This is a genomic window from Janibacter alkaliphilus, assembly GCF_013408565.1.
GTDB lineage: Bacteria > Actinomycetota > Actinomycetes > Actinomycetales > Dermatophilaceae > Janibacter > Janibacter alkaliphilus.
Map to the genome: position 1 here is coordinate 1,101,756 of NZ_JACBZX010000001.1, position 24,131 is coordinate 1,125,886.

Sequence of the window (24,131 nt, forward strand, 5' to 3'; positions counted from 1 at the left end):
CCCTCCGGCGTCCGGTCAGTCCGAGGCGTCCGGCGGGGTCTCCGGCGAGCTCGGCTGGGTCGCCGAGGTCGACGTCGGCTCCGGCGTGGTGGTCGACGACGGCTCCCCGTCGCTCGAGGTCAGCGACGAGCTGGAGTCGGTCGGCGTCGGGGTCTCGGTCTCCGTCTCGGTCTCGGTGGAGGTGACCGCCGGCGCCGTGGCCACCTCGAAGGTCACCGTGCTGCCCTGGTCGACGGTGCCCGCCCCCGGCGACTGGTCGAGGATGGTCCCGGCCTCCTCGTCGGACTCGGTGGTCTCCTCCTCGATGTCCAGGCCGAGCGCGTAGACCTCCTGGCGGACGTCGCTGATCGACTGCCCGCGGAAGTCGGGCAGCTCCACCTGGCCGGTGGAGACGACGATGTCCACGCTGGTGCCCTGGTCGACGGTCTCGCCGGCCCCGGGGCTGGAGCTGATCACCTCGTCCTCGGGCACGTCCTGGGAGTTCTCGGTGGTGGACTCGCCGAGCTCCAGCCCGGCGTCCTCCAGGGCCCCGCGGGCGTCGTCCTCGCTCATCCCGGCGAGGTCGGGCACCTGGGTCTGGCCGATGCCCGTGGAGACGGTGAGGGTCACGGTGCTGCCGACGTCGACCCGTTCGCCCTGGCCGGGGTCCTGGGCCAGCACGGTGCCGGACTCCTCGTCCTCGCTCTCCTCGGTCTCGATCTCGGGCTCGAGGCCGGCGTCCTCGAGGGTCTGCTCGGCCTCCTCCTGGGTCATCCCGACGAGGTTCTCCAGGCGCACCTGGTCCACCGGGTCGGGCTGGGACTGCTGCCAGGCGAAGAAGGCCAGCCCGGCCAGCGCCAGCAGCAGCACCCCGGCGATGATCCAGCCGACCACCCCGCGGCGGCGGCGCTCCTCGGGGATCTCCCCGGTGGAGCCCTGGGCGACCGGGGTGACCGCGGTGGGGTGCTCGGTGCCCATCGCCCCTGCCGCCGCGGCACCGGCGGCGGCCGCCGGCAGCAGCTCGGTGTGCCCGGCGCGCTGCAGGCTGGCCATCGCCGCCGGGCTGACCGGCAGGCCCCGGCGGAAGGCGTCGAGGTCCTCCTCCATGTCCAGGGCGTCCGGGTAGCGCTCGTCGCGGTCCTTGGTCAGCGCGTGCAGCACCACCGCGTCCAGGCCGGCCGGCACGTCCGGGTTGAGGTCGGAGGGCAGCGGCGGGGCCGCGTTGACGTGCTGGTAGGTCAGCGAGATCGGGTCCCCGACGAAGGGGGTCCGCCCGGTGAGCAGCTCGAAGAGCAGGCACCCGGTGGAGTAGATGTCGCTGCGGTTGTCGACGGTCTCGCCGCGCGCCTGCTCCGGGGAGATGTACTGGGCGGTGCCGATGACCGCCTGGGTCTGGGTCATCGTCGCCTGCGCGTCGGCGACCGCGCGGGCGATGCCGAAGTCCATGACCTTGACCGCGCCGTCGTCGGCGACCATGACGTTGCCGGGCTTGATGTCGCGGTGGACGATGCCCATCTGGTGGCTGTAGGCCAGCGCGTCCAGCACGGCGCCGGTGATCCGGGCCGCCTCGCCGGGCTCGAGGGTGCCCTCCTCGTTGAGCACCTCGCGCAGGGTCCGCCCGTCGACGTACTCCATGACGATGTAGGGGATGTCCAGGACGGCGCCGCCGGCCTCGGTGATCTGGTCCTCGCCGGAGTCGTAGACGGCCACCACGGAGCGGTGGTTCAGCCCGGCGACGGACTGCGCCTCGCGACGGAAGCGGTGCATGAAGGTGGCGTCCCGGGCGTGGTCGCTGCGCAGGATCTTGATCGCCACCGGACGTCCCAGGCGGGCGTCGTGGCCGAGGTGCACCTCGGCCATGCCGCCGCGCCCGATGAGCTCGCCGACCTCGTAGCGGCCGCCGAGCAGCCGCGGTGGGGTATCGCTCACGTCTCCAGCTCCGTCCCGGGTCCCCGCCGGACCCGTCGTGCGATCTGCCGCCTCACGTCTGCGACGTCTGCGCTCGTGCTCACTGCAGCACCGCCTCCATCACAGCCTTGCTGATCGGCCCGGCCGAGGAGCCCCCGGAGGCCTCGCTGCCGGCGGTGCCGCCGGACTCGACGACGACGGCCACGGCCACCTGCGGGTTGTCCGCGGGGGCGAAGGCGGTGTACCAGGCGTGCGGCGCGGCCCCTTCGGCGTGCTGCGCGGTGCCGGTCTTCGCGGCCACGCTCACCCCGTCCACGGCGCCGGCGGTGCCGGTGCCGTCGGTGGTCACCAGCTGCATCATGTCGGTGAGCTCGCTCGCGGTGTCCGAGCTGATCGCCCGGCGCAGCGCGTCCGGCTCGGGCTCGTCGATGACCGAGGTGTCGGCGGCCATGACCTGCTCGATCATGTTCGGGCGCATCACCACGCCGTCGTTGGCGACCGCGGCGGTGACCATGGCCATCTGCATCGGGGTGGTGCGCACGTCGTACTGCCCGATCGCGCTCTGCGCCTCCTGGGGCGGGTTGAGCCCGGTGGGGAAGGTCGACGGCGCGACGGTCATCGGCACCGACAGCTCCTCGCCGAAGCCGAAGGCCTCGGCCTGCTCGGCGACCGCGTCGCCGCCGAGCTCCATGCCCAGCCAGCCGAAGGCGGTGTTGCACGAGTCCTGCATGGCCACGGCGAGGGTCACCTGGTCGTTCGCCCCGCAGGCGGCGCCGCTGGCGTTCGGCAGGTCGCTCGTGGTCTGCGGCAGGTCCAGGGTGGCCGGGCCGGGGATCGAGGATCCGGCCGAGTAGTCGCCGGACTCCAGGGCGGCGGCCGCGGTGACGATCTTGAAGGTCGAGCCCGGCGGGTAGAGGTTGCCGCCGATCGCCCGGTTGACCATGGGCTGGGTCTCATCCTCGGTGTAGCGCTCCCAGGCGGCCCGCTCGGTGGGCACGTCGTGGCTGGCCAGCGGGCTGGGGTCGAAGTTGGGGTGGCTGACCATGGCGAGGATGTCGCCGGTGCTCGGGTCGAGCGCGACGACCGCGCCGCGCTGCTCCCCGAGGGCCTGCTCGGCGGCCTGCTGGGCGTCCGGGTCGATGGTCAGCTCGAGGCTGGCGCCGCGCGGCTCGCGGCCGGCGATGGTGTCGGTGAGCCGGTCGTAGAAGAGCTGGTCGTCGCGGCCCGACAGCAGCCCGTCGGAGGCGGACTCCAGGCCGGCGCCGGAGCCGTAGGTGAAGGAGAAGTACCCGGTGACGTGGCTGTAGAGCTCGGGGTCGGAGTAGACGCGCTGCCACTCCAGGTCGTCCTCGACCTCGGTGGAGCGGGCGATCGGCTGCCCGCCGAGGAGGATCTGGCCGCGCTCGCGGGCGTAGCTGTCCAGCTGGGTGCGGCGGTTGTCCGAGGCCTCCCGGATGCCCTGGGCACCGAGCACCTGGATCCACGTGCTGGCCACGAGCAGCAGCACGAACATCACGGCGACGACCATCGACAGTCGTCGGATCGGCTGGTTCATCGCACCGTCCTCACCATCTCGGTCGGGGCCTCCATCTGAGCCGGGTCGGTCTCCGGCTCGGGCCGGCGGGCGTGGTCGCTCATCCGCAGCAGCAGCGCGACCAGGGTCCAGTTGGTCAGCAGCGACGACCCGCCGTAGGCGAGGAAGGGCAGGGTCAGACCGGTCAGCGGGATGACCCGGGTGACGCCGCCGATGACGACGAAGACCTGCAGCGCGATGACGAAGGAGAGCCCGGCGGCGAGCAGCTTGCCGAAGCCGTCGCGCAGCCCGATGGCGCTGCGCAGGCCGCGCTCGACGAGGATCGCGTAGAGCAGGATGATCGCCATCGTGCCGACCAGGCCGAGCTCCTCGCCGATCGAGGCGAAGATGAAGTCGGACTCCGGCAGCGGGGTCAGCCAGGGTCGGCCGCGGCCCAGCCCGGCGCCGGAGACACCGCCGGAGGCCAGGCCCATGATCCCCTGCACCAGCTGGCCGCACTCCTCCCGGCCCTGGGTGGAGAAGGGGTCGGTCCAGCAGAGCACGCGGGTGCGCACGTGGCTGGCGGTGGTGTAGACGATCGCGGCGCCGAAGGCGGCCATGCTCAGCCCGAGGACGATCCAGGAGATCCGCTCGGTGGCGATGTAGAGCATCGCCACGAAGAGCCCGAAGACCATGAGCGTGGTGCCGAAGTCGTTCTCGAAGGCGAGCACGAGCATGCTGGCCACCCAGGCGATGGCCAGCGGCCCGAGGTCGCGGCCGCGGGGGAAGGTGATCCCGAGGAAGCGGCGCCCGGTCAGGGCCAGCACGTCCCGGGTCTGCACGAGGTAGCCGGCGAAGAAGATGGCCAGCAGGATCTTGGCGATCTCGGCGGGCTGGAAGGTGAAGGAGCCGAGCCGGATCCAGATGCGGGCGCCGTTGACCTCGTAGCCGATGAAGATCGGCAGCGCGATGAGCACGAGCGCGGCCGCGCCGGCGGTGTAGGTGTAGCGGCGCAGCACCCGGTGGTCGCGCAGCGCGATGAGCACGGCCAGCGCGATGGCCACGCCGATCGCCGTCCACAGCAGCTGGCGCACCGCCTGGCCCTCGGTGAAGCTGCGCCCGGCGGCGATGTCCAGCCGGTAGATCACCACGACGCCGATGCCGTTGAGCAGCACGACGATGGGCAGGATGATCGGGTCGGCGTAGGAGGCCCGCCAGCGCAGCACGAGGTGGAACGCCAGGGCGATCCCGGCGAGGATGCCGGCGTGGCCGAGCAGGTCCGGGGGGATCTCCTCGGTCTCGGCGACCGAGACGTTGACGTAGGCGAGGATGACCACGCCGATGGCCAGCGCCGTCAGCAGCAGCTCGACGTTGCGCCCGCGGCGCGGGGCGATGGTGGCGACCGCGCGCATCATCCGCCGCACTCCTCGCCGGCCTCGCGCAGCCCGACGCACTGCTGGGCCGAGACCCGCAGGCTGGTGACCCGCTCCTCGGCGTCCTCGCGGGAGTCGTAGGAGATGGTCTGGCGCACGCTCTCCTGGTGGAAGCGGGGCAGGTCGCTGACCTGGATGTCGGTCTGGTCGACCGGCTCGGAGAGGGTCAGCGGACCGAGGTCGTTGGCGATGCCCTGGTAGACGGTGACCCGTCCGTCCTGCTCGCCGATGTAGTACTGCTGCTGGGTCCAGGCGTAGCCGGCGTAGGCGATGCCGCCGAGCAGCAGCAGCACCACGGCCAGCGCGCCCAGGCGCTTCAACCAGCGTCCGCCGCGGCTGCCCTCGCCCTCCTCGGCGAGCTCGACACCGTCGTCCTCGTTGCGGGTCAGCGCCGCCGCCCGCGCCGCCGGGGAGTCGGCCACCGGCCGCTTGCGCCGGTGCCGCAGCTCGGCGGCGCCGACGATCTGCGGCTGCGTGGAGCCGTTGGTGCCGTCGACCACGTCGCCGACGACGACGGTGACGTTGTCCGGGGCGCCGGCCTTGAGCGCCAGCGCGACGAGCTCGTCGGCGGTCTCGGCGGGGGAGCGGCCGTCGCTGACGATCTCGGCGATGGTGTCCGCGGCGACGAAGCCGGAGAGCCCGTCGCTGCACAGCAGGTAGCGGTCGCCGACCTGGGCCTCGCGGGCGCCGATGTCCGGCTCGTCGCCGTCGGTGCCGGTGAGCACCCGGGTGACGACGCTGCGCTGCGGGTGGGTGGAGGCCTCCTCCTCGGTGATCCGCCCTTCGTCGATGAGGGTCTGGACGAAGGAGTGGTCCCGGGTGATCTGGGTGACCCGGCCGCCGCGGGCGAGGTAGGCCCGGGAGTCGCCGATGTGCGCCAGGAAGAGCTTGTTCCGGCTGCGCATCAGCGCGGTGACGGTGGTGCCCATCCCTTCCAGCTCGGGGGTGGCGTCGATGAGGCCGGCGATCTCGGAGTTCGCCCGGGACAGGGCCTCGCCGAGGCGCCGGGGCGCCTCGCCCGCGGAGACGGCGTCGCTGTCGAGGTCGACGACCTCGCTGATCACCGTCGAGCTGGCGATGTCGCCGCCGGCGTGCCCGCCCATCCCGTCGGCGACGACGAGCAGCCGGGGCCCGGCGTAGCCCGAGTCCTGGTTGTCCTTGCGGACCATGCCGACGTCCGAGCGCGCGGCGTAGCTGAAGGTGATGGGCATGCGCCGGTCAGTTCCTCAGCTCGATGTGCGTCTTGCCGATCCGGATGGTGGTGCCGGTCTCGACCGGCACCGGGTCGCCGACCCGGAACTGGCCGATGAAGGTGCCGTTGGTGCTGCCGAGGTCCTCGACGTACCAGCCGTCCTCGCCGCGGATGATCCGGGCGTGCCGGCCGGAGGCGTAGTCGTCCTCGAGCACCAGGCTGCACTCGGGGTTGCGGCCGATGAGCACCCCGGAGTCGCGCAGCGGCAGCGTGGTGCCGGCCATCGCCCCGGTGGTGAGCACGAGGTGGGTGGGGGTGCGCGGGTTGCGCCGGGCCGGCGGGGTCGGTGCCGGGGTGCTGGGCTCCTCGGTGCGCCGCGGGCGCAGCTGGGGCAGGCTGGGGCGTCGGCCGCGGCGGCGGCCGCCGTTGTCGGTGCGTCGGCCCTGCCGGTCGAGGACCCGGGTGCCGTAGAGGTCGCCGCGCAGCACGCCGGCGACGGAGAGCACGAAGAACCACAGCAGCGCGAGCAGGCCGAGCCGCAGGATCGTGACGGTGAGCTCGCTCATCTCTGCGGTGCTCCTTCCGGGGGCTCGGGCCGCGGGTGCGGCGAGGTCAGGGTAGCGGCGGGGTGCGCCGGCGTCGGTCAGCGCCGGGCGCGGAAGAGCACCTCGGTGCGACCGACGGTGATGACGTCGCCGTCGGCCAGCCGGGTGGCGTCGGTGCCCTCGCCGTTGACGTAGGTGCCGTTGGTGCTGCCGAGGTCGCGCAGGTGGCTCATCAGGCGGGGGCCGTCGTGGGTGACCCGCACCTCGCAGTGCCGCCGCGAGATGCCGGGGTCGTCGAGGACGATGTCGGCGGTGTCGTCACGGCCGAGGACGGTCATCGCCCCGAGCAGCGGGTAGCGCTCGCCGTCGACCTCCAGCCACGGCCGGTCGTCGACGGACACCCGGGTCGCCGGGGGCACCGGCGGCGCGACCGGCTCGTGCGGTCGGGTCGGTGGCTCGTCGACCGGGGCGGCCTGCGGGTCCTGCTGCAGCTCCCAGCTGCCGGTCGTGTACTCGTCGTAGTCGTCGGCGCCGCCGGCCCCGGCGTAGGCGGCGTCGTCGTAGGCCTGCTCGTACCCACCGTCGTCGGAGGTGGGGTCGTAGCCGCGGTCGTGGCTGTCGCCGTAGTCGTCACCGGGGACGTGCCGCGAGCCCACCGCGTCCCGGCTGCTGCCGCTCTGCGCGCCGTGCCCGCCGCCGCGTCCGCTGCCCCCTGTCGCGCTGCCGCCGGTCCCGCGGCTGCTCATCCCGCCGGCGGCGGGGCGCCCTTCGCTGTCGTCGGCCAGCCGCTGGCGGGCGGTGGCCGGGCGGACCCGGAAGACGCCGGTCTCCAGCGCGTCGTCCTCGTGGAAGATCACCTGCAGCGGGCCGCCGGGCTGGTAGCGCTGCGACTCGGCGTGCTCCTCGGCCGCGGAGACGAGCTCGTTCTCGAGCTCCTGGTCGAACTCGGTCAGCCGGGCGTAGTCGGTCTCCGACAGCTCGACGGTGAAGAGGTTGGGCACGATGGTGCGGCCGCGGCCGAGCATGGTGGCCCGGTCGTCCATGGCCCGGCGCACCGCCGAGGCCAGCTCCAGCGGCTGGACCTCGGAGCGGAAGGCGCGGGCGAAGACGCCGTTGACGGTGCGCTCGAGCTTGCGCTCCATGCGCTCGAAGAGGCTCACACGCTCTCCCTTCGTCAGGTCCGGTCGTCTCGTGCGTCGGGCGTGGCGGCACCCTGCGATGTCGGTGTCGCCGTCTCTACCCTAACGGCGCGACCTGTGCCGACCGGCGTGACGGGTGAGGTCGGTGTGCACGAGCCTGCGCGTGCGCTCCAGTTGGTGCCGACATTCCTAGGACTGCCGCCCCCGCCCCCCTGCGCGCGCGGTCCTGGCGGACTCTCGCGGTCTTGGGTAGCCGACCCGTGGCCCTACGCGGCGTGCCGCGGCTGCCGGGAGTCGCGCGGCCACCAGAAGCGGTCGCCGAGCAGCAGCGCCAGCGCCGGGACGAGCACGGTGCGCACCAGCAGGGTGTCCAGCAGCACGCCGATGCAGATGATCGTGCCGATCTGGGCGAGCACGACCAGCGGCAGCACCCCGAGCACCGCGAAGACCGCGGCCAGCAGGATCCCGGCGCTGGTGATGACGCCGCCGGTGGCCGCCAGTGCGCGGAGCATCCCCTCACGGGTGCCGTGCGCGGGCCACTCCTCCCGCGCGCGGGTGACGAGGAAGATGTTGTAGTCCACCCCGAGCGCCACGAGGAAGAGGAAGGCGAAGAGCGGCGCGTTGCCGCCGAGCGCGGTGAAGCCGAAGACCCCGGTGAAGACCCACCAGGACAGCCCGAGGCTGGCGAGGAAGGTGGCCACGACGGTCGCGACGAGCAGCACCGGCGCCACCAGGGAGCGCAGCAGACCGACGAGCGCGATCAGCACGAGGCCGAGCGCCAGCGGCATGATCGTCAGCTGGTCGTCGGTGTAGGCCGCCTCGGCGTCGATCGCCTCGGCGGTGCTGCCGCCGACATAGCTGTCGGTGCCGTCGAGCGCGGCGCGCAGGTCACGCACGGTCTGCTCGGCGGCGTCGGTGTCCGGGGCGTCGGCGAGGGTGACCGACAGGCCGGCGAGGTCGCCGTCCTCGGTGCTGCCGGAGGGGCGGACCAAGGCCACGCCGTCGGTGCCCTCGACCCGCTGCTGGACCTCGGCGACGTCGTCACGGGTGAGCACGCTGGTCGGGTTGGTGGAGCCGGCCGGGAAGGACTCGCCGAGGCGCTCGCCGGTGGTGATGGACTCCGGGGTGTCGAGGAACTGCTCGGCGTCCGGCAGCCCGAGCCGCACCTGGCTGATCCCGGCGGCGCCGACGGCGAGCACGAGCAGCGCCCCGGCGACGAAGGCTGCCGGACGGGCGGCCACCCGGTCCCCGATCCGGCGCCACAGGCTGCGCCCGTCGGAGAGGGTCTCCTGGCCCTCGCGCGGCACCTGCGGCCAGAAGACCCACCGCCCGAGGTAGGAGAGCACCGCCGGCAGCACCACCAGGGCGTAGAGGACGGCGACGACGATGCCGACGGCGCAGGCGAGCCCGAGGCCCCGGGTGGTGGGGAAGGCGGACAGCAGCAGGGTGAGCACCCCGACGACGACCGTGGTGGCGCTGGCGAGCACGGCGTGCGCGGTGCGGGTCAGCGAGGTGGCCAGGGCCTCGCGCCGGTCGGCGGTGCGGCGCAGCTCGTCGCGGTAGCGGGAGATGAGCAGCAGGGCGTAGTTGGTGCCGGCGCCGAAGACGAGCACCGAGAGGATGCCGGTGGTCGACTCGTCCCACGCGGTGCCGGTGGCCTTGAGCACGGTCGTCGCCGCGATCGAGGCGACCCGGTCGCCGGTGCCGATGACCAGCAGCGGGAAGATCCACAGCACCGGGGAGCGATAAGTGACGACGAGCAGGGTGGCGACCACGGTGGCGGTGGCACCGAGCAGGCGGAAGTCGGCCCCCTCGAAGACCGCGGCGAGGTCGGCCTGGATGGCGCTGGGCCCGGTGACCCCGACGTCCACACCGTCCGGGGTGTCGTCGGCGAGGCGCTCGCGGAGGTCGGTGACCGCGGCCGAGGTGTCGGTGGCGGTGGTGGCCTCGACCGGGGTGACGACGACCGCGGCGGTGCCGTCGTCGCTGACGGTGATCGGTGGCGGACCGCCGCGCTGCCCGTCCTGGCCGGCCGACCCGTCCTGACCCGCCTGGGCGTCGGGAGCGCTCTGCCCTGACTGGCTGCCGGTGAGGTCCGTGGCCAGGGCGGTCAGCTCGTCGAGCTGGCCGTCGGTGAGGCTTCCCGAGGCCGCGGTGAAGAGGATGACCGCGGTGGAGTCGTCCTGCTGCGGGAGCTGCTCGGCCAGCGCGGTCGCGGTGGTGCTCTCGGCGCCGTCGGGCAGCGAGTCGGTGACCGACGGGTCGCGCTCGGCCGGGCCGGCGGCGAAGGCGAGCCCGGAGAGGATGAGCGCCAGCAGGATCACCGCCCAGGCGGACCGCTTGCTCGTGATGAGTGCGGTGAGGCGCTGCGACATGCTGGCTAGACTCCTCGGAAAGCTCAGTAGATTGCTAAGCAGGTGAGATACCTCGTGAGCGAAGGTAGCGCAGCGTCCGGGGTCGGCGCCAACGGCGCAGCGGGGCGTGGTCTCGAGGGTCAGGACCCTGGGCACGGTGCCGTGGGTGCGCCGGCGGGGGAGCGCACGACGTCGCAGGCGCTGCGTGCCCTGACGGTGGTGTCGGCGGCCGTGCCGGGTGCCGTCGCCCGGCGCACGGGGTTGTCGCACAACGAGCTGGCGGTGCTCGAGCTGCTCGCCGAGGGGCCGCACGGGCCGAGCGAGCTGGCGCGGTCGTTGGACGTGACGACAGCGGCGGCGTCGGGAATCGTCGACCGGCTGGTGGCGCGGGGTCATGCCGAGCGGAGCGCGCACCCGCAGGACCGGCGCCGCACGGTGGTGGCGGTCTCGGCGTCGGGGCGGGAGACGTTGGTGGCCGAGCTGATGCCGATGTTCGAGGCGCTGCGCCAGCTGGAGGAGGAGCTGAGCGTCGATGAGCGGGAGGTCGTGCGCGGCTACCTGGAACGGGCCACGGAGGCGATGCGCCGCGCGCTCTGACGCGGGCGCGTGGTGCGGAGCAGGCATCACAGGCACCGAGCCCGGCTCGCCGTAGCCTCCAGCTCACCGATGGCCTTCGGATGCGCGATGCGGGCGCGCGAGGTGCTGGTCGTCCGAGCCAGATGCCTGTCGTGGTGGGGGACATGCTTCTGCGCCCGCCGGTGGTGGGCGGGCTGCGGGGCGGGGTGGTCAGGTGTGCCAGGTGACGCCGGTAGCGGTGATGGTCGCGCTCAGGTCGCGGGCATGGACGTGGGTGTGGTGGCGCGAGCAGAGCAGGGCGGCGTTGGCCAGGTCGCTGCGCCCGCCGCGGCTCCACCAGGTCACGTGGTGCGCCTCGCACCAGGTCGCCGGGATGGTGCACCCCGGGTAGCTGCACCCGCCGTCGCGGTGGACCAGGGCCCTGCGCTGCCCGGCGGTGAAGAGCCGCACCGACCGGCCCATGTCGAGCAGCTCCCCCCGCGAGCCCAGGACGGCCGGGACGATCCCGGCGTCACAGGCCAGGCGGCGCGCGGTCTCGGGCGAGAGGACCTCCCCGGTCCCGGTCACCGCCCCACCCTGCGGGCTGTCCCCGGTCAGGGTCGCCAGCGGGATCGTCACCATCACCTGCGCCTTGCTCGTGGTCGGCTGCGCACCCACGGGGCTGGCGACGGCCCGACCGACCAGGTCGAGGAGGGCGTCCGCGCGGCGCCACGCCGCCGACCGCGGATCCGGGGCACCGTCCTCCGCCGGGACCGGCCCGGACAGCGCCGCCAGCGCGCTGTCCAGGACCGCGGCCCCCTCGGCGTCCAACGTCACCCGGTAGGTCACCAGGCCTGACCCGCTCGCGGGGCTGCGGTGCAGCCGACGCGCCGCGCGGCACCGCTGATCCTCCGCCTCCAGATCCCGCGCCGGACGCAGCAACCGCCGCGTGCGCGCCAGCACGATCCCCAGCTGCCGCTCGGTCAACCCCGCCCGCCGCACCATGCGCCGCTCGCTGTCGACCGGCCCCTGGCACCGTCCGTCCTCGCCTTCGTGCCTCTCCTCGCCGTGCGTCTCGTCCCCCGGCTCCGGGACGCTGCCGGACGTGCTGTCATCACCCGGCTCGTCCGGGTCGAGGCCTCCGCCAGGGCCGTCACCGCTGCCGGGGGCAGCCGCCCAAGCCGGGTCGCACGGTCCCGCCGGGACTGTGCGATCCCGCGCCGCCGCCAGCACGTGCCCCAGATCCTCGGCCAGCAGCCCCGGGTCCGCGACCGGCGCCACCTCGTCCACGAACCGCACCAACCGCGCCGCCGACGCCAACGACAGCTCCCCCACCGAGAACGCCCCCAGCACATCCCCCACCCCCGCCGGGTCTCCCACACCCGCCGGCCCGCCACCACCGCTGCCGTCCTCGCCAGCCAGTCGGGTCATGTCCTGCGGCACCAGGCTCCCCGACAGCCCCGCCCGCGCCACCGCCAGCACCTGCCCCACATGCCGCACCTCCGGATCCGGGGCGGACCGCCCTTCGTGCCGGCACACCCAGTCGTGCTCGCTCCACCCCGCCTCCCTCGGCAGCCCCCGCACCACCCCTTCACGCGCCAACGCCACCTCGGCCACCGCCAGCCGCTGCCGCAACCGTCCGATCTCCGCCAGCGCGTCCCCCACCGCCGCGTCACCCAGCCGCCACGCCGCCTCGTTCGAGGCGCACACCTCGTCCACGAGCACCCCGACCGAACCGGGGAGCTCCCCGTCCGGACGCATCGCCGACATCGACATGAATCGATCATATGTTCGGCCACCGATAGCCCAGCTGGCCTCGCTGGCGCTGTGGTCCGGCAGCCGCCGACCCCGCCCCCTGTGGACACGCGGCTCCCGGCCTGGACACAGCGGTCGGCCCCAGAGAAGTCCGTGGCCGCTCTCGCCACGGTGTGCCAGGGTGCCGCCATGACGTGGCGGGCACCGGAGGTCGAGGACACGCGTCCCGACCTCGACATGACACTGGACGAACGGGCGACCCTCCTCGACTGGCTCGAGCTCTACCGGGCGACGGTGCCGCTCAAGGTCGCCGGGCTGACCGGCGAGGAGCTGTGCCGGGCGGCGGTTCCCGGGTCGAGCCTCAGCCTGCTCGGCGTGGTCCGCCACCTCGCCGAGGTCGAGCGCTACTGGTGCACCGACATCCTGCTGGGGCAGGAGACGCCGGACCTCTACTCGACCCGGGATGCGCCGGAGGCATGCTTCGACGCGGCGACGGCCGAGGGCGCCGAAGGGGATCTGCGCACCTTCGACGTCGAGGTCGAGCGCTCCCGTCGGCACGTCGCGGCGGTGCCCGACCTCGGCACCAGCGGCCAGGGGCTGCGGCACGGCGAGCCCGTCTCGCTGCGCTGGATCCTCAGCCACCTGATCGAGGAGTACGCGCGGCACCTCGGGCACATGGACATGCTCCGCGGTGCGATCGACGGGCGCACCGGCTACTGAGGGTCAGACGGCTCGGTTCTCGGGCCGCGCGGCACACCTCACCGCGGCAACCTCACCCCTTCGCCTAGGGCAGTCGACTCACCGCAGCACGCCTCACCGCGCCACCTCCTCCGGGCGGTCCACCTGCGTGTCGTGCGTGACGACGAGATCGACGCTCGCGCCCCACGCCCGCGCCTGCTCCCCCAGACCCGCCGCGTCCACCGTCTCGAAGGGCAGCACCCAGCCCTGCTCCGCCTCGACGAGCCGCCCGCCGCTGCGGCTGTCCAGCTCGGCGGTCGGCACCCCGGGGAAGCGGTCGCGCCGCGCCACGAGCACCCCGAGCCGGGAGGTGCGCATCGCGGCCTCGTCGACGAGCTGGTCGGCTGCGCCGGTGCGGCGGACGACGAAGCCGAGCTGGGTGCCGGCCGCGAGCAGGCGACGCCCCAGCCCTTTCTGCGCCGCGTCGGTGGTCAGCTCGGTCGGGACCGTGGCGGTCAGGTGCACCCGCTCGGTGACACCCCCGGGCTGGGGCTGGATCTTCAGCGAGCCGTCGCACCCGTCGCCCGAGATGGCGAGGTCGACCCCTTCGGGCGAGAGGTGCCGGCCCATCTCGGTGATGAGGTCGCGCTCCCACGGGGTGTCTGCCGGCTCCAGTCTCCCGGCCCCGGCGAGCGGTGGCAGACCAAGGATCTCGACGACCCGGTCGGCGAGCTGCCCGATGGCCGGCGAGGGGTAGGGGTGCAGGGTCTCGACGTCCACCACCAGCTGGGTCGTCTCCCCGTCCGGCGCCGGGACCGCCTCGCCGGCACCCACCGCGAAGCGCTCCCCGTCCCACGTCACCGGCTGCCCGGTGACGGCGTCCCGGGCGGCGGCGCCGTCGTCGACCACCCAGCGCACCGCGCCGCTGGCGACGAAGCGCTCCAGCACGGGGGTGAGCCGGGTGCTCGGCGGGGTGAGCAGCACCAGCCGCGGCTGGTCGCCGCCGATGCGCCGCACGGCGTGCAGCAGCCACGGGCTGAGCCAGAGCACGGGCCGGCGCTGCACGAGCACCGCCTCCTCGCTCCCGACCGCGTCGAAGGGGAGACCGTGGTCAGGGGGCGGTCCCCCTTCGCCGGTCTCGTCCGGCGGGTTGCCCAGGTCGTGCACCTGCCCGGCCGCCTGCTCGGCGACCCTCGCCGCCACCAGACGGGCCAGCTGCAGGCCGGCGGTGGTGAGGGTGGAGATCTCGGTCCACCGCGTCTCGGCGGCGCTGGTCGTCCGCATCCCGAGACGGCGGGCGGCGCCGACGGGGTCGTGGACGGGCCGGGGCGGACCGACCCACAGCACCGGTCGGTCGTGGGCGTCGGCGACGACGACGAGACCGTGCCCGTCGTCCCCGCCGATCCGCAGCCCGGCGCCCGGCCCGGCGGCCTCGTCGACGGCGATGGCGAGGCTGGTCGGATCGATGTCACGGGCGGTGGTGACGACCAGGTCGTAGCTCATGCCGAGTCATCGTGGCACGACGATCGCGCGCCGGTTGCCTTCGACCGCAACCACTTCCGAGGCCGTTCCGGTTGCGAGCACCCAGGTCCTGGGTTTGCATGGTGACGCACGGGTAGCCGGAGGGGCCGGCACCCACGAGCAGGGGAAAGTGAGTGGCATGAAGTTCGACATGGGCAGCACCACGCTGGGCACCCTCTCCAAGGGGACGCAGGGCTCGCACGACGACCTCGGGTCGTTGGTCAAGGAGCTGGTCCGGGCGGTGGAGCCGCTGGAGGGCAAGTTCAACGGTCGGGGCCGGGTCGCCTTCGACAGCTTCAAGCAGCGCACCGACGAGGTCGCCGCCGAGCTCAACAGCTCGCTAGCCAAGATCCTCGAGGGCCAGGGCGAGATGGACCTCGCCTTCCACACCGGTGACGAGGAGGCCGGGCAGAACGCCTCGCAGTCCGAGGGCAAGTCCAGCTTCGACCGGGCCCGTTTCAGCGGCCAGGCCTGACGGCAGATCGACGAGCAGAGGGGAAGCAGCAGACATGCCATCGATGGATCGGATCAGCTACGACACCGGCGTCTCGGGCGAGGTGCAGGGCGACATCGGCAGGATCGTGGGTCGGCTGGAGTCGCTGATGTCCACGCGGGACTCGCAGGTGGCCACCGCCATGGCCGACTTCCAGGCGGACGGGGTCTCCGAGGAGTACCGCCACGTCGAGGACCGCTGGAGCAAGGCCTCCGGCGAGGTGCGCTCGATCATCGCGCTGGTCAAGGACACGCTCTCGTTGAACGACGAGACGGCCACGACCACCCAGTCGCGGGCGAGCAACGCCGTCAAGAACATCGGCTGACGCGGCGGCCACCACGCCAGGCCGGCGCTGCCGGTGTGGCGTGGATGGCCGTTATCGGTGCGCGCGCGGGCGCACCGGGGTTGTCGGGGACAGACGTCAGGAGCAGCAGTGGGGACGAAGTGGGACATCGACGGCCCGGCGGTGGGCCGGGTCATCGAGAGGGCAGCGGGCAAGGCGGACGGCTACGAGGGTGATGTCACCAAGGTCGGTGAGGGCTTCGCCGAGCTGCAGGGCGTGCTGACGAACTCGCAGCTGGTCGCGAAGCGGGTGGACGACTTCGCGAGCGAGGTGGTGTACGACGACCTCGGCACGATCCAGGGGCACACCGCGTCCGCGATCATGGGCACGACCGAGGCGGTGGGTCACTACCTCGACGGCCACGAGCAGATGGCGCAGACCGCCCAGGGCAACGCCACCAAGGCCAGCTATCCCACACCGCCGGGGGTCGGCAGCGACGGCTCCGGGACCAGCTGATGGGCGGCCACGGACAGAGCCCGATCGAGGTCAAGCTCGACGACCCCGCAGCGATCCGGGACAGGGCCCGGGCGCTGACCTCGGCCCTGGGAGACGTGGAGGTCACTGCGGGCGAGGTCCGCTCCACCTGGCGCGGCATCGCGGGGCACTACGAGGCGCCGGAGTCCGGCCAGGTGCTGCGGGCGATGGCCAAGCCCGACGACGTGGCCGGTGAGCTCCGCTCGAAGGGGGACCGGGCCAGGCGGGCTCTCGACGGCTACGCCGACGCGCTGGAGGAGCTGAGGTCTCGCCGGGATGACCTGATCGCCGAGGCGGCGAGCATCCGGCAGGGACGGGCCGACATCGAGTCGGGCAAGGTGAAGGAGCCGGAGTACGTCTCGCTGAAGTATCAGCACGGCAACGGCGAGCGGCAGGAGTCGCCCAAGGCAGAGCTGCGCGGGCGTGAGGACGCCCTGGCGGAGGATATCGCTGAGCTGCAGTCTGACAAGGACCGGGCGGAGATCGTCTGCGCCAACGCGATCGGCGCGATCTGGGGTGCGATGCCGTACAAGCTGTCCGGTGAGACCTCGGTCAGCTACGACCTGCAGTACGGCGCGACCGCCGACGCCTACGAGCAGCTCGCCTACAGCCACGAGTCTCCCTGGGGTCGCCCGGCCTACTGGAGCGATGATGGGATCTGGCTGTGGCGTGGCGTGCAGGGGGCCGCGTCGAGCGTGACGAGCACCGTCGGCATGGTCGGTGATCTGAGCGGCTTACGCGGTCAGGGCCGGGCTGACGCGATGTACTCGGGCCTGTGGCGAACGGGCACGGATCTGTGGACCGTGGGGAGCCCGTTGGGGATGGCCGTGCACGACCCGACCGAGAGGGCGGAGTCGGCTGCGCGTGTCGCAGAGATGGGTAAAGGACTGGTCTCGCTGGACACCTTCGGCGCCGAGACGGCGCACACCATCGGGTCGTTCGGACCTGACGTTGCTGTGGCAGTCGTTACCGGCGGCACCGGCCTGGCCGCCCGCGGGGCCGTGCGGACGATGGCTGCCTCTCGGTACGACCAGCTCGCCAAGGCGGCCAAGGTCGACCTCTCAGGGATCGGCGCTGCGGCGAGGAAGTGGGCCGCCTCGCCCGCTGGTCGGGCCATGAGCGACTTCTCAGACCTGGGGACCTGGGCTCGAGATCAGCTGGGCGGGGCGAAGGAGGCTGCCTCGCGGGTGGGTCAGCGCTGGCAGCCGGCGGCCGCCCCCGCGGGGGGTCCGTCGCCGTCGTCGGTGGCTCCCTCGCGAGGTCTGGACTCGCCGGGTGTGACGCAGCAGAGCGTGGACACCTCTCGGGGCAGTAGCGCGTCGCCCTTGACGTCCCCGGGCGGCAGCCCGTCGCACGTTCCGGGTGGCGGGTCGTCGCCCTCGGGTACCGGGTCACCGTCGGGTGGTGCGCCGGAGGGGCGCTGGTCCCCGGGTGCGGGCTCGGACGGGCCGGATGCTCCGGGGCCGGTGGCGCGTGACGGTGCGGATGCCGGTGATGTCCGGACCGGTGGTGATGGTCGGCCTGGTGAGGGTCCGGCCGGTCGGGACGTGGACGGGCCCGAGGGTGCGCGCGACGGCGCTGACAGCGGGGATGCCGGTCGTCCTCGTGATGGGAGCCCAGCGTCGTCACCTGATGGGTCGTCGCCGGACGGGTCTCGGGAGGGGCCCGGTCGTGATGGTGGCCCCTCGTCGGACGCCGACCGGTCGCCGGCCCCCGAGCGGTCGCCGGACCGCGCCGGACGTGACGAGGGCGGGTCGTCCCCGGACGCTGGCGGCTCGGTGTCACGGGTGGGTGATGAGGGGTACCCGTTCAGCGCAGACGACGCGGCGCGCATGACGGACAGCCCGCAGGCGCGGGTCGATCTCGGTGACGGCTCGAACGGGGCTCGGTTGGTGGACGAGCCGAAGATCTATGGTCAGCCGAACCATCCGGATCCGGTGCCGCCGGCGCCACCAGAGGTGCTGCAGGATCCGTGGGTGCAGGAGGCGTTGAACGGGCAGCCGCCGAAGCTGGTGCTGGACGAGGATGGGGTGCTGCGGACGGCGGACAAGCAAGTGGTGACCTTCCGTTACACCAATCCGAAGCACGAGCTGCTCGAAATGCTGCGGCAGACCCGGTTGCAGGAGGACGGGCTGAACCGGATGAGCGCTAAAGACCTGCTGGAGAACTTGAGGAGTTACGACGCGAACAAGAGCCAGGCTCGTAGCGCGCGCGACGACTACCACAAGACGGCGCGGCCGGTCGACGAGCCGTGGTTCGGGAAGGGCCAGGCCCTGCACAGTCCGGACATGATCGCTGGCGGCGCCGCGCGGTCCTTCGACGGATACGGGCACGGAGGAGTGAACCACTCCCTCGGCGCCCAATGGAGAGGCGAAGCGAGACCACTCCGTACCACGCTAGCGCAGGAGATGCAGGATATTCCTGAGCCGTTGTGGCAGTGGGTGGCGCCCAAGATTGAGGTGCGCACCATGGACATGTTGGGAGGTTGATCGTATGAGTGGGGCAAAGGTGGGCTCCGAGGTTGGTGCCTTTCTCGACTGGTGCACGGCGTTGGATGCGCCAACCTGCCAATGGGTCGTGAGGTGGCGGAGGTTGATGACGCGAGACCCCGTCTACCAGTCGGCTATGGACGAAACGGGCGCCTTGGGAGTGCCGGCTTCGTTCAACAGCGCTCTAGCGAAGGGAGTCGTTCCGGTTGCGCGCCAGGCGCAACTCCACCTCGACAATGTCGTGGACACAACACTATTCGAGACGTCTACCGAATTCGCGGCGATCGCGATTCAGCAGCGGGGTCGGTTGAGTGTGGGGTCGTATCTGGTGCTGACGGAGCCGTTTCGGGTGGCGGGTTTCGACTTCGAGGATGGGTGGGGTGTGGGTCCGGATGCGGAGGGTGTGGTGACGACTGCTCCTGAAGGCGACAGCGGTTCCGTTGGTGGCGACAGTTCTGGTCGTGGTTCTGGTGATGGTTCGGAGGGTGTGTCGTGATGTTGGGTGATGGTGTGGTGGCGTCGTTTGGTGAGGTGCCGTTCGAGTCGCGGGTGGTGTGGGGGCAGTGGGCTCCTGAGGGTGCGGTTCAGCTGTGGGAGAGCTCGGGGGTGTGTGCGTTCTCGGGTGGGTTCGTGCGGCTGGTGGATCCGGGTCGGGCGGCGCAGATGCTGGAGGGGGTGTACGGGCTGCCGGAGAACTCGGTGGTGCTGTTCGCGACCGGGTTGGGGGATCTGGTGGTGAGCGCGCAGGGGATGTTCTTCGTGGTGTTCTTCCGCTGGGGTGTGGTGGCGCCGCTGCCTCGGGGTGCGGGCCTGGCGCAGGTGGTGGGGTGGTTGCAGGACGAGCGGGTGCTGGACGGGGTGTTCGGTCGGGGGGTGTTCGCGGAGGCTGTGGCGGCGGACCGGGGTGGGGTGCTGGGTCCTGATGAGTGCTACGGGTTCGTGCCGTTGTTGGCGTTGGGCGGTCCGGAGCGGGCGGCGAATCTGGATCGGTGCGGGATGTGGGAGCACATCGCGTTGATCCTGGCGATGGCTGGTCCGCCGGCGGTGGGCGCGGAGCTGGCGCTGCCCCCGGCCTGACCTCTTCGACCGGTCGTGACGCGGAGGCTCGCGCAGGGCTCGGGATCAGGTCGATGCGTCCTGGTCTTGACGAGCCCCGATGTGTGAAGGGTGAGGTGTGCTGATGGCCGGGTTGACGGGTTCGGATCTGGTGGTGGGTGAGTGGTCGTGGGCTCCGGTGGAGGAGGTCGTGGCATGGGCCCGGCTCTGGGCATCGGCGTCCTGGCCGATGACCGAGGATGTGGCGATCGACCTGGGGGTGGCGCATCTGGGGTGGTCGGTGGACGAGAAGGGTGCGGCGGTAAGTCCGTGGCCGCTGAACCGGCCTGGAGTGTCGCTTTCACGGGACTACGGCGCGGATGACTGTTACGGATTCACCTTCCAAGTGACGGATGTCGTCGGGCGTCCGGGAGAGCTGCTGGATGGTGAGGGTCAGCGGCTGTGGGAGGCGTTCTTGCGGGATCGGTTCACGCTGCTGGTGCGGGCGCTGACGGCCGAGCTGGGGACGCCGAGAAGGTCGCGCGACAGGCTGGACGAGGAAGAGGTGCTGACGCGGGCACGGTGGGAGCTGCCGGACGGTGGAATCCGCTGGGATGTGACGCAGTCGGAGCGGTCGGTGCGGGTGTTTGTGAGTTCGCCGGATCGTGCGGAGCGGGAGCGGTACATGGGTCACTAGCAGTGGACATTCATCTGTCGGGTTCGCGCGTCGGTGTGAAGGAGTTGGTTGTGGTGGAGTGGTCGGAGTTTCAGGGTGCGTTGGCGGGTGTGCTGGGTGAGGTGGGTGATCGGTGGCGGGTGATCATCAGTGAGCCGGCCTCGGGGGTGTTCGTGCAGTTCGCGGATGACCCTTCGGGGGTGGAGATGCAGTGCTCGTCGCGTGAGGTGGCGAAGTTCGCTGATCTGATCCCGGCGTCCGCGGATGAGGTGATGGAGGCGCAGGGGTGGCAGGCGCCGACCCGGGAGCTGCCGTTGTGGTCGCAGGTGGTGGAGCTGCCGGCGTTGACGTCTGAGCTGGAGGCGGCGGCGGGGGCGTGCGTGATCGCGTTGCGTGATGCGTTCGGTGTGGGCTCACCTGACGATCTGGAGTACACGGCGTGGCGTGAGCGCGAGGTGATGATGCAGGGAGTGACGTACTCGGGCGAGGAGGTGGATGAGCTGGATCCGGGTGAGTATCCGATGCCGTTGCCTCGGCTGGGTCTGCCGCTGGTCGCCCCTCCGGGTATGGAGTAGCCAGTACCGGCTCGCCGGTGGTATTCGCGCTGGCCTTCCGGAATGGCCGGCCCAGGAAACCTCGGGTGAGGAGGCCGTGTGACTGAATCTAGAGTTGGTGCCGAGGTCGCTGCTTTCTTGGACTGGTGCGAGCTCCTGGACGAATCGGCGGCGCGGCAGATTTTGCGCTGGCGCAGATCTGTTAAGCGCGACCCCGGATTCCGAGCAGCGCTCGTCGAGCAGCGCGGTGCCGGTGTCCCGGCGTCATTCACCAGTGCCCTGTTCAAGGGTGTCGAGACGGTGAGGTGTCGGCTCGCACTGCTCCTAGTGGACGATGCGGCAGAGAGAGCGTTGGTGCAGACCTCGGTGCATTCCGCTGCGCAAGCGATCTATCAGCGGGGTCGGTTGAGTGTGGGGTCGTATCTGGTGTTGACGGAGCCATTTCGCGTGGCGGGGTTCGACTTCGAGGATGGGTGGGGTGTGGGTCCTCACGCGGAGGGTGTGGTGACGGCTGCTGCTGTGGGCGACAGCGGTTCCGTTGGTGGCGGCGGTTCTGGTCGTGGTTCTGGTGATGGTTCGGAGGGTGTGTCGTGATGTTGGGTGATGGTGTGGTGGCGTCGTTTGGTGAGGTGCCGTTCGAGTCGCGGGTGGTGTGGGGGCAGTGGGCTCCTGAGGGTGCGGTTCAGCTGTGGGAGAGCTCGGGGGTGTGTGCGTTCTCGGGTGGGTTCGTGCGGCTGGTGGATCCGGGTCGGGCGGCGCAGATGCTGGAGGGGGTGTACGGGCTGCCGGAGAACTCGGTGGTGCTGTTCGCGACCGGGTTGGGGGATCTGGTGGTGAGCGCGCAGGGGATGTTCTTCGTGGTGTTCTTCCGCTGGGGTGTGGTGGCGCCGCTGCCTCGGGGTGCGGGGTTGGCGCAGGTGGTGGGGTGGTTGCAGGACGAGCGGGTGCTGGACGGGGTGTTCGGTCGGGGGGTGTTCGCGGAGGCTGTGGCGGCGGACCGGGGTGGGGTGCTGGGTCCTGATGAGTGCTACGGGTTCGTGCCGTTGTTGGCGTTGGGCGGTCCGGAGCGGGCGGCGAATCTGGATCGGTGCGGGATGTGGGAGCACATCGCGTTGATCTTGGCGATGGCTGGTCCGCCGGCGGTGGGCGCGGAGCTGGCGCTGCCCCCGGCCTGATCCCTTCGACCCGGTTGTGACGCGGAGGCTGGCGCAGGGCTCGGGCCCAGGTCGATGCGTCCTGGTCCTGAAGAGTCGCTCAGCGTGAAAGGTGAGGTGTGCTGATGGGTGAGCCGGCAGGGTCGGATCTCGTGGTCGGGGAGTGGTCGTGGGCTCCGGTGGAGGAGATCGTGGCGTGGGCGCGGTTCTGGGCGGGCGCGTCGTGGCCGATGACGGAGGGTGTGGCGATCGATCTGGGGGTGGAGCACCTCGGGTGGTCGGTGGACGAGCAGGGCGAGGCCGTGGCGCCGTGGCCGCTGAACGGGAGGGATCTGTCGTTGTCGCGCGCGTACGGCGCGAAGGACTGTCATGGATTCTCGTTCGAGGTGACCGACGTTATGGGTTCGCCTCATGAGCAGCTGGACGTTGAAGCTCAGCGGTTGTGGCAGGCGTTCTTGCGGGACCGGTTCACACTCTTGGTACGGGCGCTGACCCCCGAGCTGGGTGAGCCCACGAGGCTACGAGAGAGCTTTCAGGGGCGCAGCATGGTCACCGCACGGTGGGATCTTCCAGACGGGGGGATTCGGTGGGATGTGACGCAGTCTCATCAGTCAGTGAGTGCGTACCTGAGTTCGCCAGCGACGGCAGCGATGGAGCGGCGGTCAGGCAACTAGGGATACCTAGCAACGGGTGTTGCTCTTGATGTGCAGGAAGGTGATCGTGGTGGAGTGGTCGGAGTTTCAGGGTGCGCTGGCGGGTGTGCTGGGTGAGGTGGGTGATCGGTGGCGGGTGATCATCCGCGAGCCGGCCTCGGGGGTGTTCGTGCAGTTTGCGGATGACCCTTCGGGGGTGGAGATGCAGTGCTCGTCGCGCGAGGTGCCGAAGTTCGCTGATCTGATCCCGGCGTCGGCGGATGAGGTGATGGAGGCGCAGGGGTGGCAGGCGCCGACCCGGGAGCTGCCGTTGTGGTCGCAGGTGGTGGAGCTGCCCGCGTTGACCTCCGAGCTCGAGGCGGCAGCGGGGGCGTGCATCACCGCGTTGCGTGATGCCTTCGGTGTCGGCTCACCTGACGATCTGGAGTACACGGCGTGGCGTGAGCGCGAGGTCATGATGCAGGGAGTGACCTACTCGGGCGAAGAGATGGATGAGCTGGATCCGGGGGAGTATCCGATGCCGTTGCCTGGGCTGGGTCTGCCGCTGGTCACGCCTCCGGGCATGGAGTAGTCAGCGGAAGACTCAAATCATGTGGGCACGGGGCGAGGTGAAGCGTATGAGCGGGATCGATGAGGACGTCGCCAGGTTCCTTGAGTGGTGCGAGAACTCGAGCCCGTGTGCCACGAGAGTCGTCAGCGATCGCACGCGGATCCTGGATCTGTCAGGTCAGATGTCCTTGGCTGTTGCTGAGCAGGGTCAAGTGGGCGTTCCCGCGTCCTTCACCTCGTCTCTGGTGAGTGCGACGAGGCCCGTGGCCCGATCGTGCCGAGGCAAGATCGAGGGGTCTTTGGCCTTCAGTCGTGTGCGCACATCGGTGACCTTCGCCGCGCAAGCGATCTATCAGCGGGGTCGGTTGAGTGTGGGGTCGTACCTGGTGTTGACGGAGCCGTTCCGGGTGGCGGGCTTCGACTTCGAGGATGGGTGGGGTGTGGGCCCTGGCGCGGAGGGTGTGGTGACGGCTGCTGGTGCCGGCGGCGTCGAGCGTGAGGTCACCGACGAGTGTGAAGGGTGAGGTGTGCTGATGGCCGGGTTGACGGGGTCGGATCTGGTGGTGGGTGAGTGGTCGTGGGCTCCGGTGGAGGAGGTCGCGGGGTGGGCGCGGTTCTGGGCGTCGGCGTCGTGGCCGATGACCGAGGATGTCGCGATCGATCTGGGGGTGGAGCACCTGGGCTGGTCGGTGGACGAGAAGGGTGCCGCGGTGGGGCCGTGGCCGCTGAACCGGCCTGGTGTGACGCTGTCGAGGGCGTATGGCGCAAAAGATTGCCGCAGTTTCTCATTCAACGTCACTGATTCCGTTGCGCGCTATCGCGAGCAGTTGGACGCCGAGGGTCAGCAGTCGTGGAAGGCATTCGTGCGGGACCGGTTCACGCTCCTAGTGCGGGCGCACAAGGCCGAGCTGGGGAAGGCGCAGAGGTTCCGCGAGACCTTCCAAGGGCGCACGCTGGTCACGGCGCGATGGGATCTGCCGGACGGGGGGATTCGGTGGGATGTGACGCAGTCAGAGGGCGCGGTCCGGGTGTACCTAACATCGCCGGCGACGGCAGCTATGGAGCGGCGGTTGGGCCACTAGCCGCACCTAGCGGTGGTGTGAGGTTGCCCCGGTTCGGCGGACATCTTGATGGCTCGG

24 protein-coding genes are annotated in these 24,131 nt (G+C 71.5%); 15 read left to right on the plus strand and 9 right to left on the minus strand.

All coding sequences use genetic code 11. The features are described 5' to 3' along the window. Positions 1–15 precede the first annotated feature (15 nt). The 7 genes from pknB to BJY28_RS05330 form a co-directional block, all read right to left on the minus strand. Positions 16–1,908, minus strand: a complete 1,893-nt coding sequence (pknB, locus tag BJY28_RS05295; RefSeq protein ID WP_343036977.1) for a Stk1 family PASTA domain-containing Ser/Thr kinase — start codon at positions 1,906–1,908, stop codon at positions 16–18. A 79-nt stretch (positions 1,909–1,987) separates the two neighbouring features. After that, positions 1,988–3,442 carry a peptidoglycan D,D-transpeptidase FtsI family protein gene (locus BJY28_RS05300; RefSeq protein ID WP_179462075.1) on the minus strand — a complete coding sequence of 485 codons (1,455 nt, stop codon included), beginning with the start codon at positions 3,440–3,442 and terminating at the stop codon, positions 1,988–1,990. After that, positions 3,439–4,812 (minus strand): FtsW/RodA/SpoVE family cell cycle protein, encoded by a 1,374-nt coding sequence (locus BJY28_RS05305; RefSeq protein ID WP_179463964.1) that lies wholly within the window; start codon positions 4,810–4,812, stop codon positions 3,439–3,441. The genes BJY28_RS05300 and BJY28_RS05305 overlap by 4 nt, the downstream gene beginning before the upstream one ends. Then, a complete protein-coding gene (locus BJY28_RS05310) occupies positions 4,812–6,044 on the minus strand; it encodes a Stp1/IreP family PP2C-type Ser/Thr phosphatase (RefSeq protein WP_179462076.1) in 1,233 nt (410 codons plus the stop codon). Before BJY28_RS05310 ends, BJY28_RS05305 begins: the two co-directional genes overlap by 1 nt. A 7-nt stretch (positions 6,045–6,051) precedes the next feature. Then, a complete protein-coding gene (locus BJY28_RS05315) occupies positions 6,052–6,591 on the minus strand; it encodes an FHA domain-containing protein FhaB/FipA (protein WP_179462077.1) in 540 nt (179 codons plus the stop codon). A gap of 77 nt (positions 6,592–6,668) precedes the next feature. Continuing rightward, positions 6,669–7,730 carry an FHA domain-containing protein gene (locus BJY28_RS16120; protein ID WP_343036979.1) on the minus strand — a complete coding sequence of 354 codons (1,062 nt, stop codon included), beginning with the start codon at positions 7,728–7,730 and terminating at the stop codon, positions 6,669–6,671. Between the two features lie 245 nt (positions 7,731–7,975). Next, the gene (locus tag BJY28_RS05330; RefSeq protein WP_179462078.1) at positions 7,976–10,084 is read right to left on the minus strand and encodes an MMPL family transporter; all 2,109 of its coding nucleotides are present in this window, start codon (positions 10,082–10,084) and stop codon (positions 7,976–7,978) included. 42 nt (positions 10,085–10,126) lie between these two features. Here BJY28_RS05330 and BJY28_RS05335 point away from each other — a divergent pair, with 42 nt between their 5' ends. Continuing rightward, positions 10,127–10,660 carry a MarR family winged helix-turn-helix transcriptional regulator gene (locus BJY28_RS05335; protein WP_343036980.1) on the plus strand — a complete coding sequence of 178 codons (534 nt, stop codon included), beginning with the start codon at positions 10,127–10,129 and terminating at the stop codon, positions 10,658–10,660. Between the two features lie 189 nt (positions 10,661–10,849). On the opposite strand, the gene BJY28_RS16125 is transcribed toward BJY28_RS05335, so the two are convergent. Next, entirely contained in the window at positions 10,850–12,394 is a 1,545-nt protein-coding gene (locus BJY28_RS16125) for an HNH endonuclease signature motif containing protein (RefSeq protein WP_246313349.1), read from the minus strand. 168 nt (positions 12,395–12,562) lie between these two features. Between BJY28_RS16125 and BJY28_RS05345 the strand changes: the two genes are divergently transcribed. Then, on the plus strand, positions 12,563–13,093 hold the full coding sequence (locus BJY28_RS05345) for a DinB family protein (RefSeq protein ID WP_179462079.1): 531 nt from the start codon (positions 12,563–12,565) through the stop codon (positions 13,091–13,093). Between the two features lie 93 nt (positions 13,094–13,186). Here the strand turns inward: BJY28_RS05345 and BJY28_RS05350 are convergent, their stop codons facing one another. Continuing rightward, positions 13,187–14,554 carry a DUF6177 family protein gene (locus BJY28_RS05350; protein ID WP_179462080.1) on the minus strand — a complete coding sequence of 456 codons (1,368 nt, stop codon included), beginning with the start codon at positions 14,552–14,554 and terminating at the stop codon, positions 13,187–13,189. 157 nt (positions 14,555–14,711) lie between these two features. Here BJY28_RS05350 and BJY28_RS05355 point away from each other — a divergent pair, with 157 nt between their 5' ends. From BJY28_RS05355 to BJY28_RS05415, 13 genes are all read left to right on the plus strand, one after another. Then, complete coding sequence (locus tag BJY28_RS05355; RefSeq protein ID WP_179463968.1) at positions 14,712–15,047, plus strand: hypothetical protein; 336 nt, start codon at positions 14,712–14,714, stop codon at positions 15,045–15,047. A gap of 34 nt (positions 15,048–15,081) precedes the next feature. Continuing rightward, complete coding sequence (locus tag BJY28_RS05360; protein WP_179462081.1) at positions 15,082–15,390, plus strand: pore-forming ESAT-6 family protein; 309 nt, start codon at positions 15,082–15,084, stop codon at positions 15,388–15,390. A gap of 108 nt (positions 15,391–15,498) precedes the next feature. Next, positions 15,499–15,864 (plus strand): DUF6507 family protein, encoded by a 366-nt coding sequence (locus BJY28_RS05365; protein ID WP_179462082.1) that lies wholly within the window; start codon positions 15,499–15,501, stop codon positions 15,862–15,864. Then, positions 15,864–18,371 (plus strand): polymorphic toxin type 15 domain-containing protein, encoded by a 2,508-nt coding sequence (locus BJY28_RS05370; protein WP_179462083.1) that lies wholly within the window; start codon positions 15,864–15,866, stop codon positions 18,369–18,371. The genes BJY28_RS05365 and BJY28_RS05370 overlap by 1 nt, the downstream gene beginning before the upstream one ends. Positions 18,372–18,507: 136 nt before the next feature. After that, entirely contained in the window at positions 18,508–18,867 is a 360-nt protein-coding gene (locus BJY28_RS05375) for a hypothetical protein (protein WP_179462084.1), read from the plus strand. After that, a complete protein-coding gene (locus BJY28_RS05380) occupies positions 18,867–19,448 on the plus strand; it encodes a T6SS immunity protein Tdi1 domain-containing protein (protein WP_246313606.1) in 582 nt (193 codons plus the stop codon). The genes BJY28_RS05375 and BJY28_RS05380 overlap by 1 nt, the downstream gene beginning before the upstream one ends. A gap of 103 nt (positions 19,449–19,551) precedes the next feature. Then, positions 19,552–20,103 carry a DUF6301 family protein gene (locus BJY28_RS05385; RefSeq protein ID WP_281366992.1) on the plus strand — a complete coding sequence of 184 codons (552 nt, stop codon included), beginning with the start codon at positions 19,552–19,554 and terminating at the stop codon, positions 20,101–20,103. 2 nt (positions 20,104–20,105) lie between these two features. Then, positions 20,106–20,657 (plus strand): TY-Chap domain-containing protein, encoded by a 552-nt coding sequence (locus tag BJY28_RS05390; protein WP_179462087.1) that lies wholly within the window; start codon positions 20,106–20,108, stop codon positions 20,655–20,657. Positions 20,658–21,229: 572 nt separating this feature from the next. Beyond that, on the plus strand, positions 21,230–21,811 hold the full coding sequence (locus BJY28_RS05395; RefSeq protein WP_246313606.1) for a T6SS immunity protein Tdi1 domain-containing protein: 582 nt from the start codon (positions 21,230–21,232) through the stop codon (positions 21,809–21,811). Positions 21,812–21,915: 104 nt separating this feature from the next. Beyond that, positions 21,916–22,464 (plus strand): DUF6301 family protein, encoded by a 549-nt coding sequence (locus BJY28_RS05400; RefSeq protein WP_179462088.1) that lies wholly within the window; start codon positions 21,916–21,918, stop codon positions 22,462–22,464. Positions 22,465–22,480: 16 nt separating this feature from the next. After that, a complete protein-coding gene (locus BJY28_RS05405; protein WP_179462089.1) occupies positions 22,481–23,014 on the plus strand; it encodes a TY-Chap domain-containing protein in 534 nt (177 codons plus the stop codon). Positions 23,015–23,060: 46 nt separating this feature from the next. Beyond that, positions 23,061–23,516 (plus strand): hypothetical protein, encoded by a 456-nt coding sequence (locus BJY28_RS05410; RefSeq protein WP_179462090.1) that lies wholly within the window; start codon positions 23,061–23,063, stop codon positions 23,514–23,516. Positions 23,517–23,525: 9 nt separating this feature from the next. Beyond that, positions 23,526–24,074 carry a DUF6301 family protein gene (locus BJY28_RS05415; RefSeq protein WP_246313609.1) on the plus strand — a complete coding sequence of 183 codons (549 nt, stop codon included), beginning with the start codon at positions 23,526–23,528 and terminating at the stop codon, positions 24,072–24,074. Positions 24,075–24,131 lie beyond the last annotated feature (57 nt).

Bases quoted from the DNA above. Each gene is read 5' to 3' on its own strand.
- BJY28_RS05300 (WP_179462075.1), bottom strand. From the start codon at position 3,442: ATGAACCAGCCGATCCGACGACTGTCGATGGTCGTCGCCGTGATGTTC.
- BJY28_RS05305 (WP_179463964.1), bottom strand. From the start codon at position 4,812: ATGCGCGCGGTCGCCACCATCGCCCCGCGCCGCGGGCGCAACGTCGAG.
- BJY28_RS05310 (WP_179462076.1), bottom strand. From the start codon at position 6,044: ATGCCCATCACCTTCAGCTACGCCGCGCGCTCGGACGTCGGCATGGTC.
- BJY28_RS05315 (WP_179462077.1), bottom strand. From the start codon at position 6,591: ATGAGCGAGCTCACCGTCACGATCCTGCGGCTCGGCCTGCTCGCGCTG.
- BJY28_RS05330 (WP_179462078.1), bottom strand. From the start codon at position 10,084: ATGTCGCAGCGCCTCACCGCACTCATCACGAGCAAGCGGTCCGCCTGG.
- BJY28_RS16125 (WP_246313349.1), bottom strand. From the start codon at position 12,394: ATGTCGATGTCGGCGATGCGTCCGGACGGGGAGCTCCCCGGTTCGGTC.
- BJY28_RS05345 (WP_179462079.1), top strand. From the start codon at position 12,563: ATGACGTGGCGGGCACCGGAGGTCGAGGACACGCGTCCCGACCTCGAC.
- BJY28_RS05350 (WP_179462080.1), bottom strand. From the start codon at position 14,554: ATGAGCTACGACCTGGTCGTCACCACCGCCCGTGACATCGATCCGACC.
- BJY28_RS05355 (WP_179463968.1), top strand. From the start codon at position 14,712: ATGAAGTTCGACATGGGCAGCACCACGCTGGGCACCCTCTCCAAGGGG.
- BJY28_RS05360 (WP_179462081.1), top strand. From the start codon at position 15,082: ATGCCATCGATGGATCGGATCAGCTACGACACCGGCGTCTCGGGCGAG.
- BJY28_RS05370 (WP_179462083.1), top strand. From the start codon at position 15,864: ATGGGCGGCCACGGACAGAGCCCGATCGAGGTCAAGCTCGACGACCCC.
- BJY28_RS05375 (WP_179462084.1), top strand. From the start codon at position 18,508: ATGGACGAAACGGGCGCCTTGGGAGTGCCGGCTTCGTTCAACAGCGCT.
- BJY28_RS05380 (WP_246313606.1), top strand. From the start codon at position 18,867: ATGTTGGGTGATGGTGTGGTGGCGTCGTTTGGTGAGGTGCCGTTCGAG.
- BJY28_RS05385 (WP_281366992.1), top strand. From the start codon at position 19,552: ATGGCCGGGTTGACGGGTTCGGATCTGGTGGTGGGTGAGTGGTCGTGG.
- BJY28_RS05395 (WP_246313606.1), top strand. From the start codon at position 21,230: ATGTTGGGTGATGGTGTGGTGGCGTCGTTTGGTGAGGTGCCGTTCGAG.
- BJY28_RS05400 (WP_179462088.1), top strand. From the start codon at position 21,916: ATGGGTGAGCCGGCAGGGTCGGATCTCGTGGTCGGGGAGTGGTCGTGG.
- BJY28_RS05410 (WP_179462090.1), top strand. From the start codon at position 23,061: ATGAGCGGGATCGATGAGGACGTCGCCAGGTTCCTTGAGTGGTGCGAG.
- BJY28_RS05415 (WP_246313609.1), top strand. From the start codon at position 23,526: ATGGCCGGGTTGACGGGGTCGGATCTGGTGGTGGGTGAGTGGTCGTGG.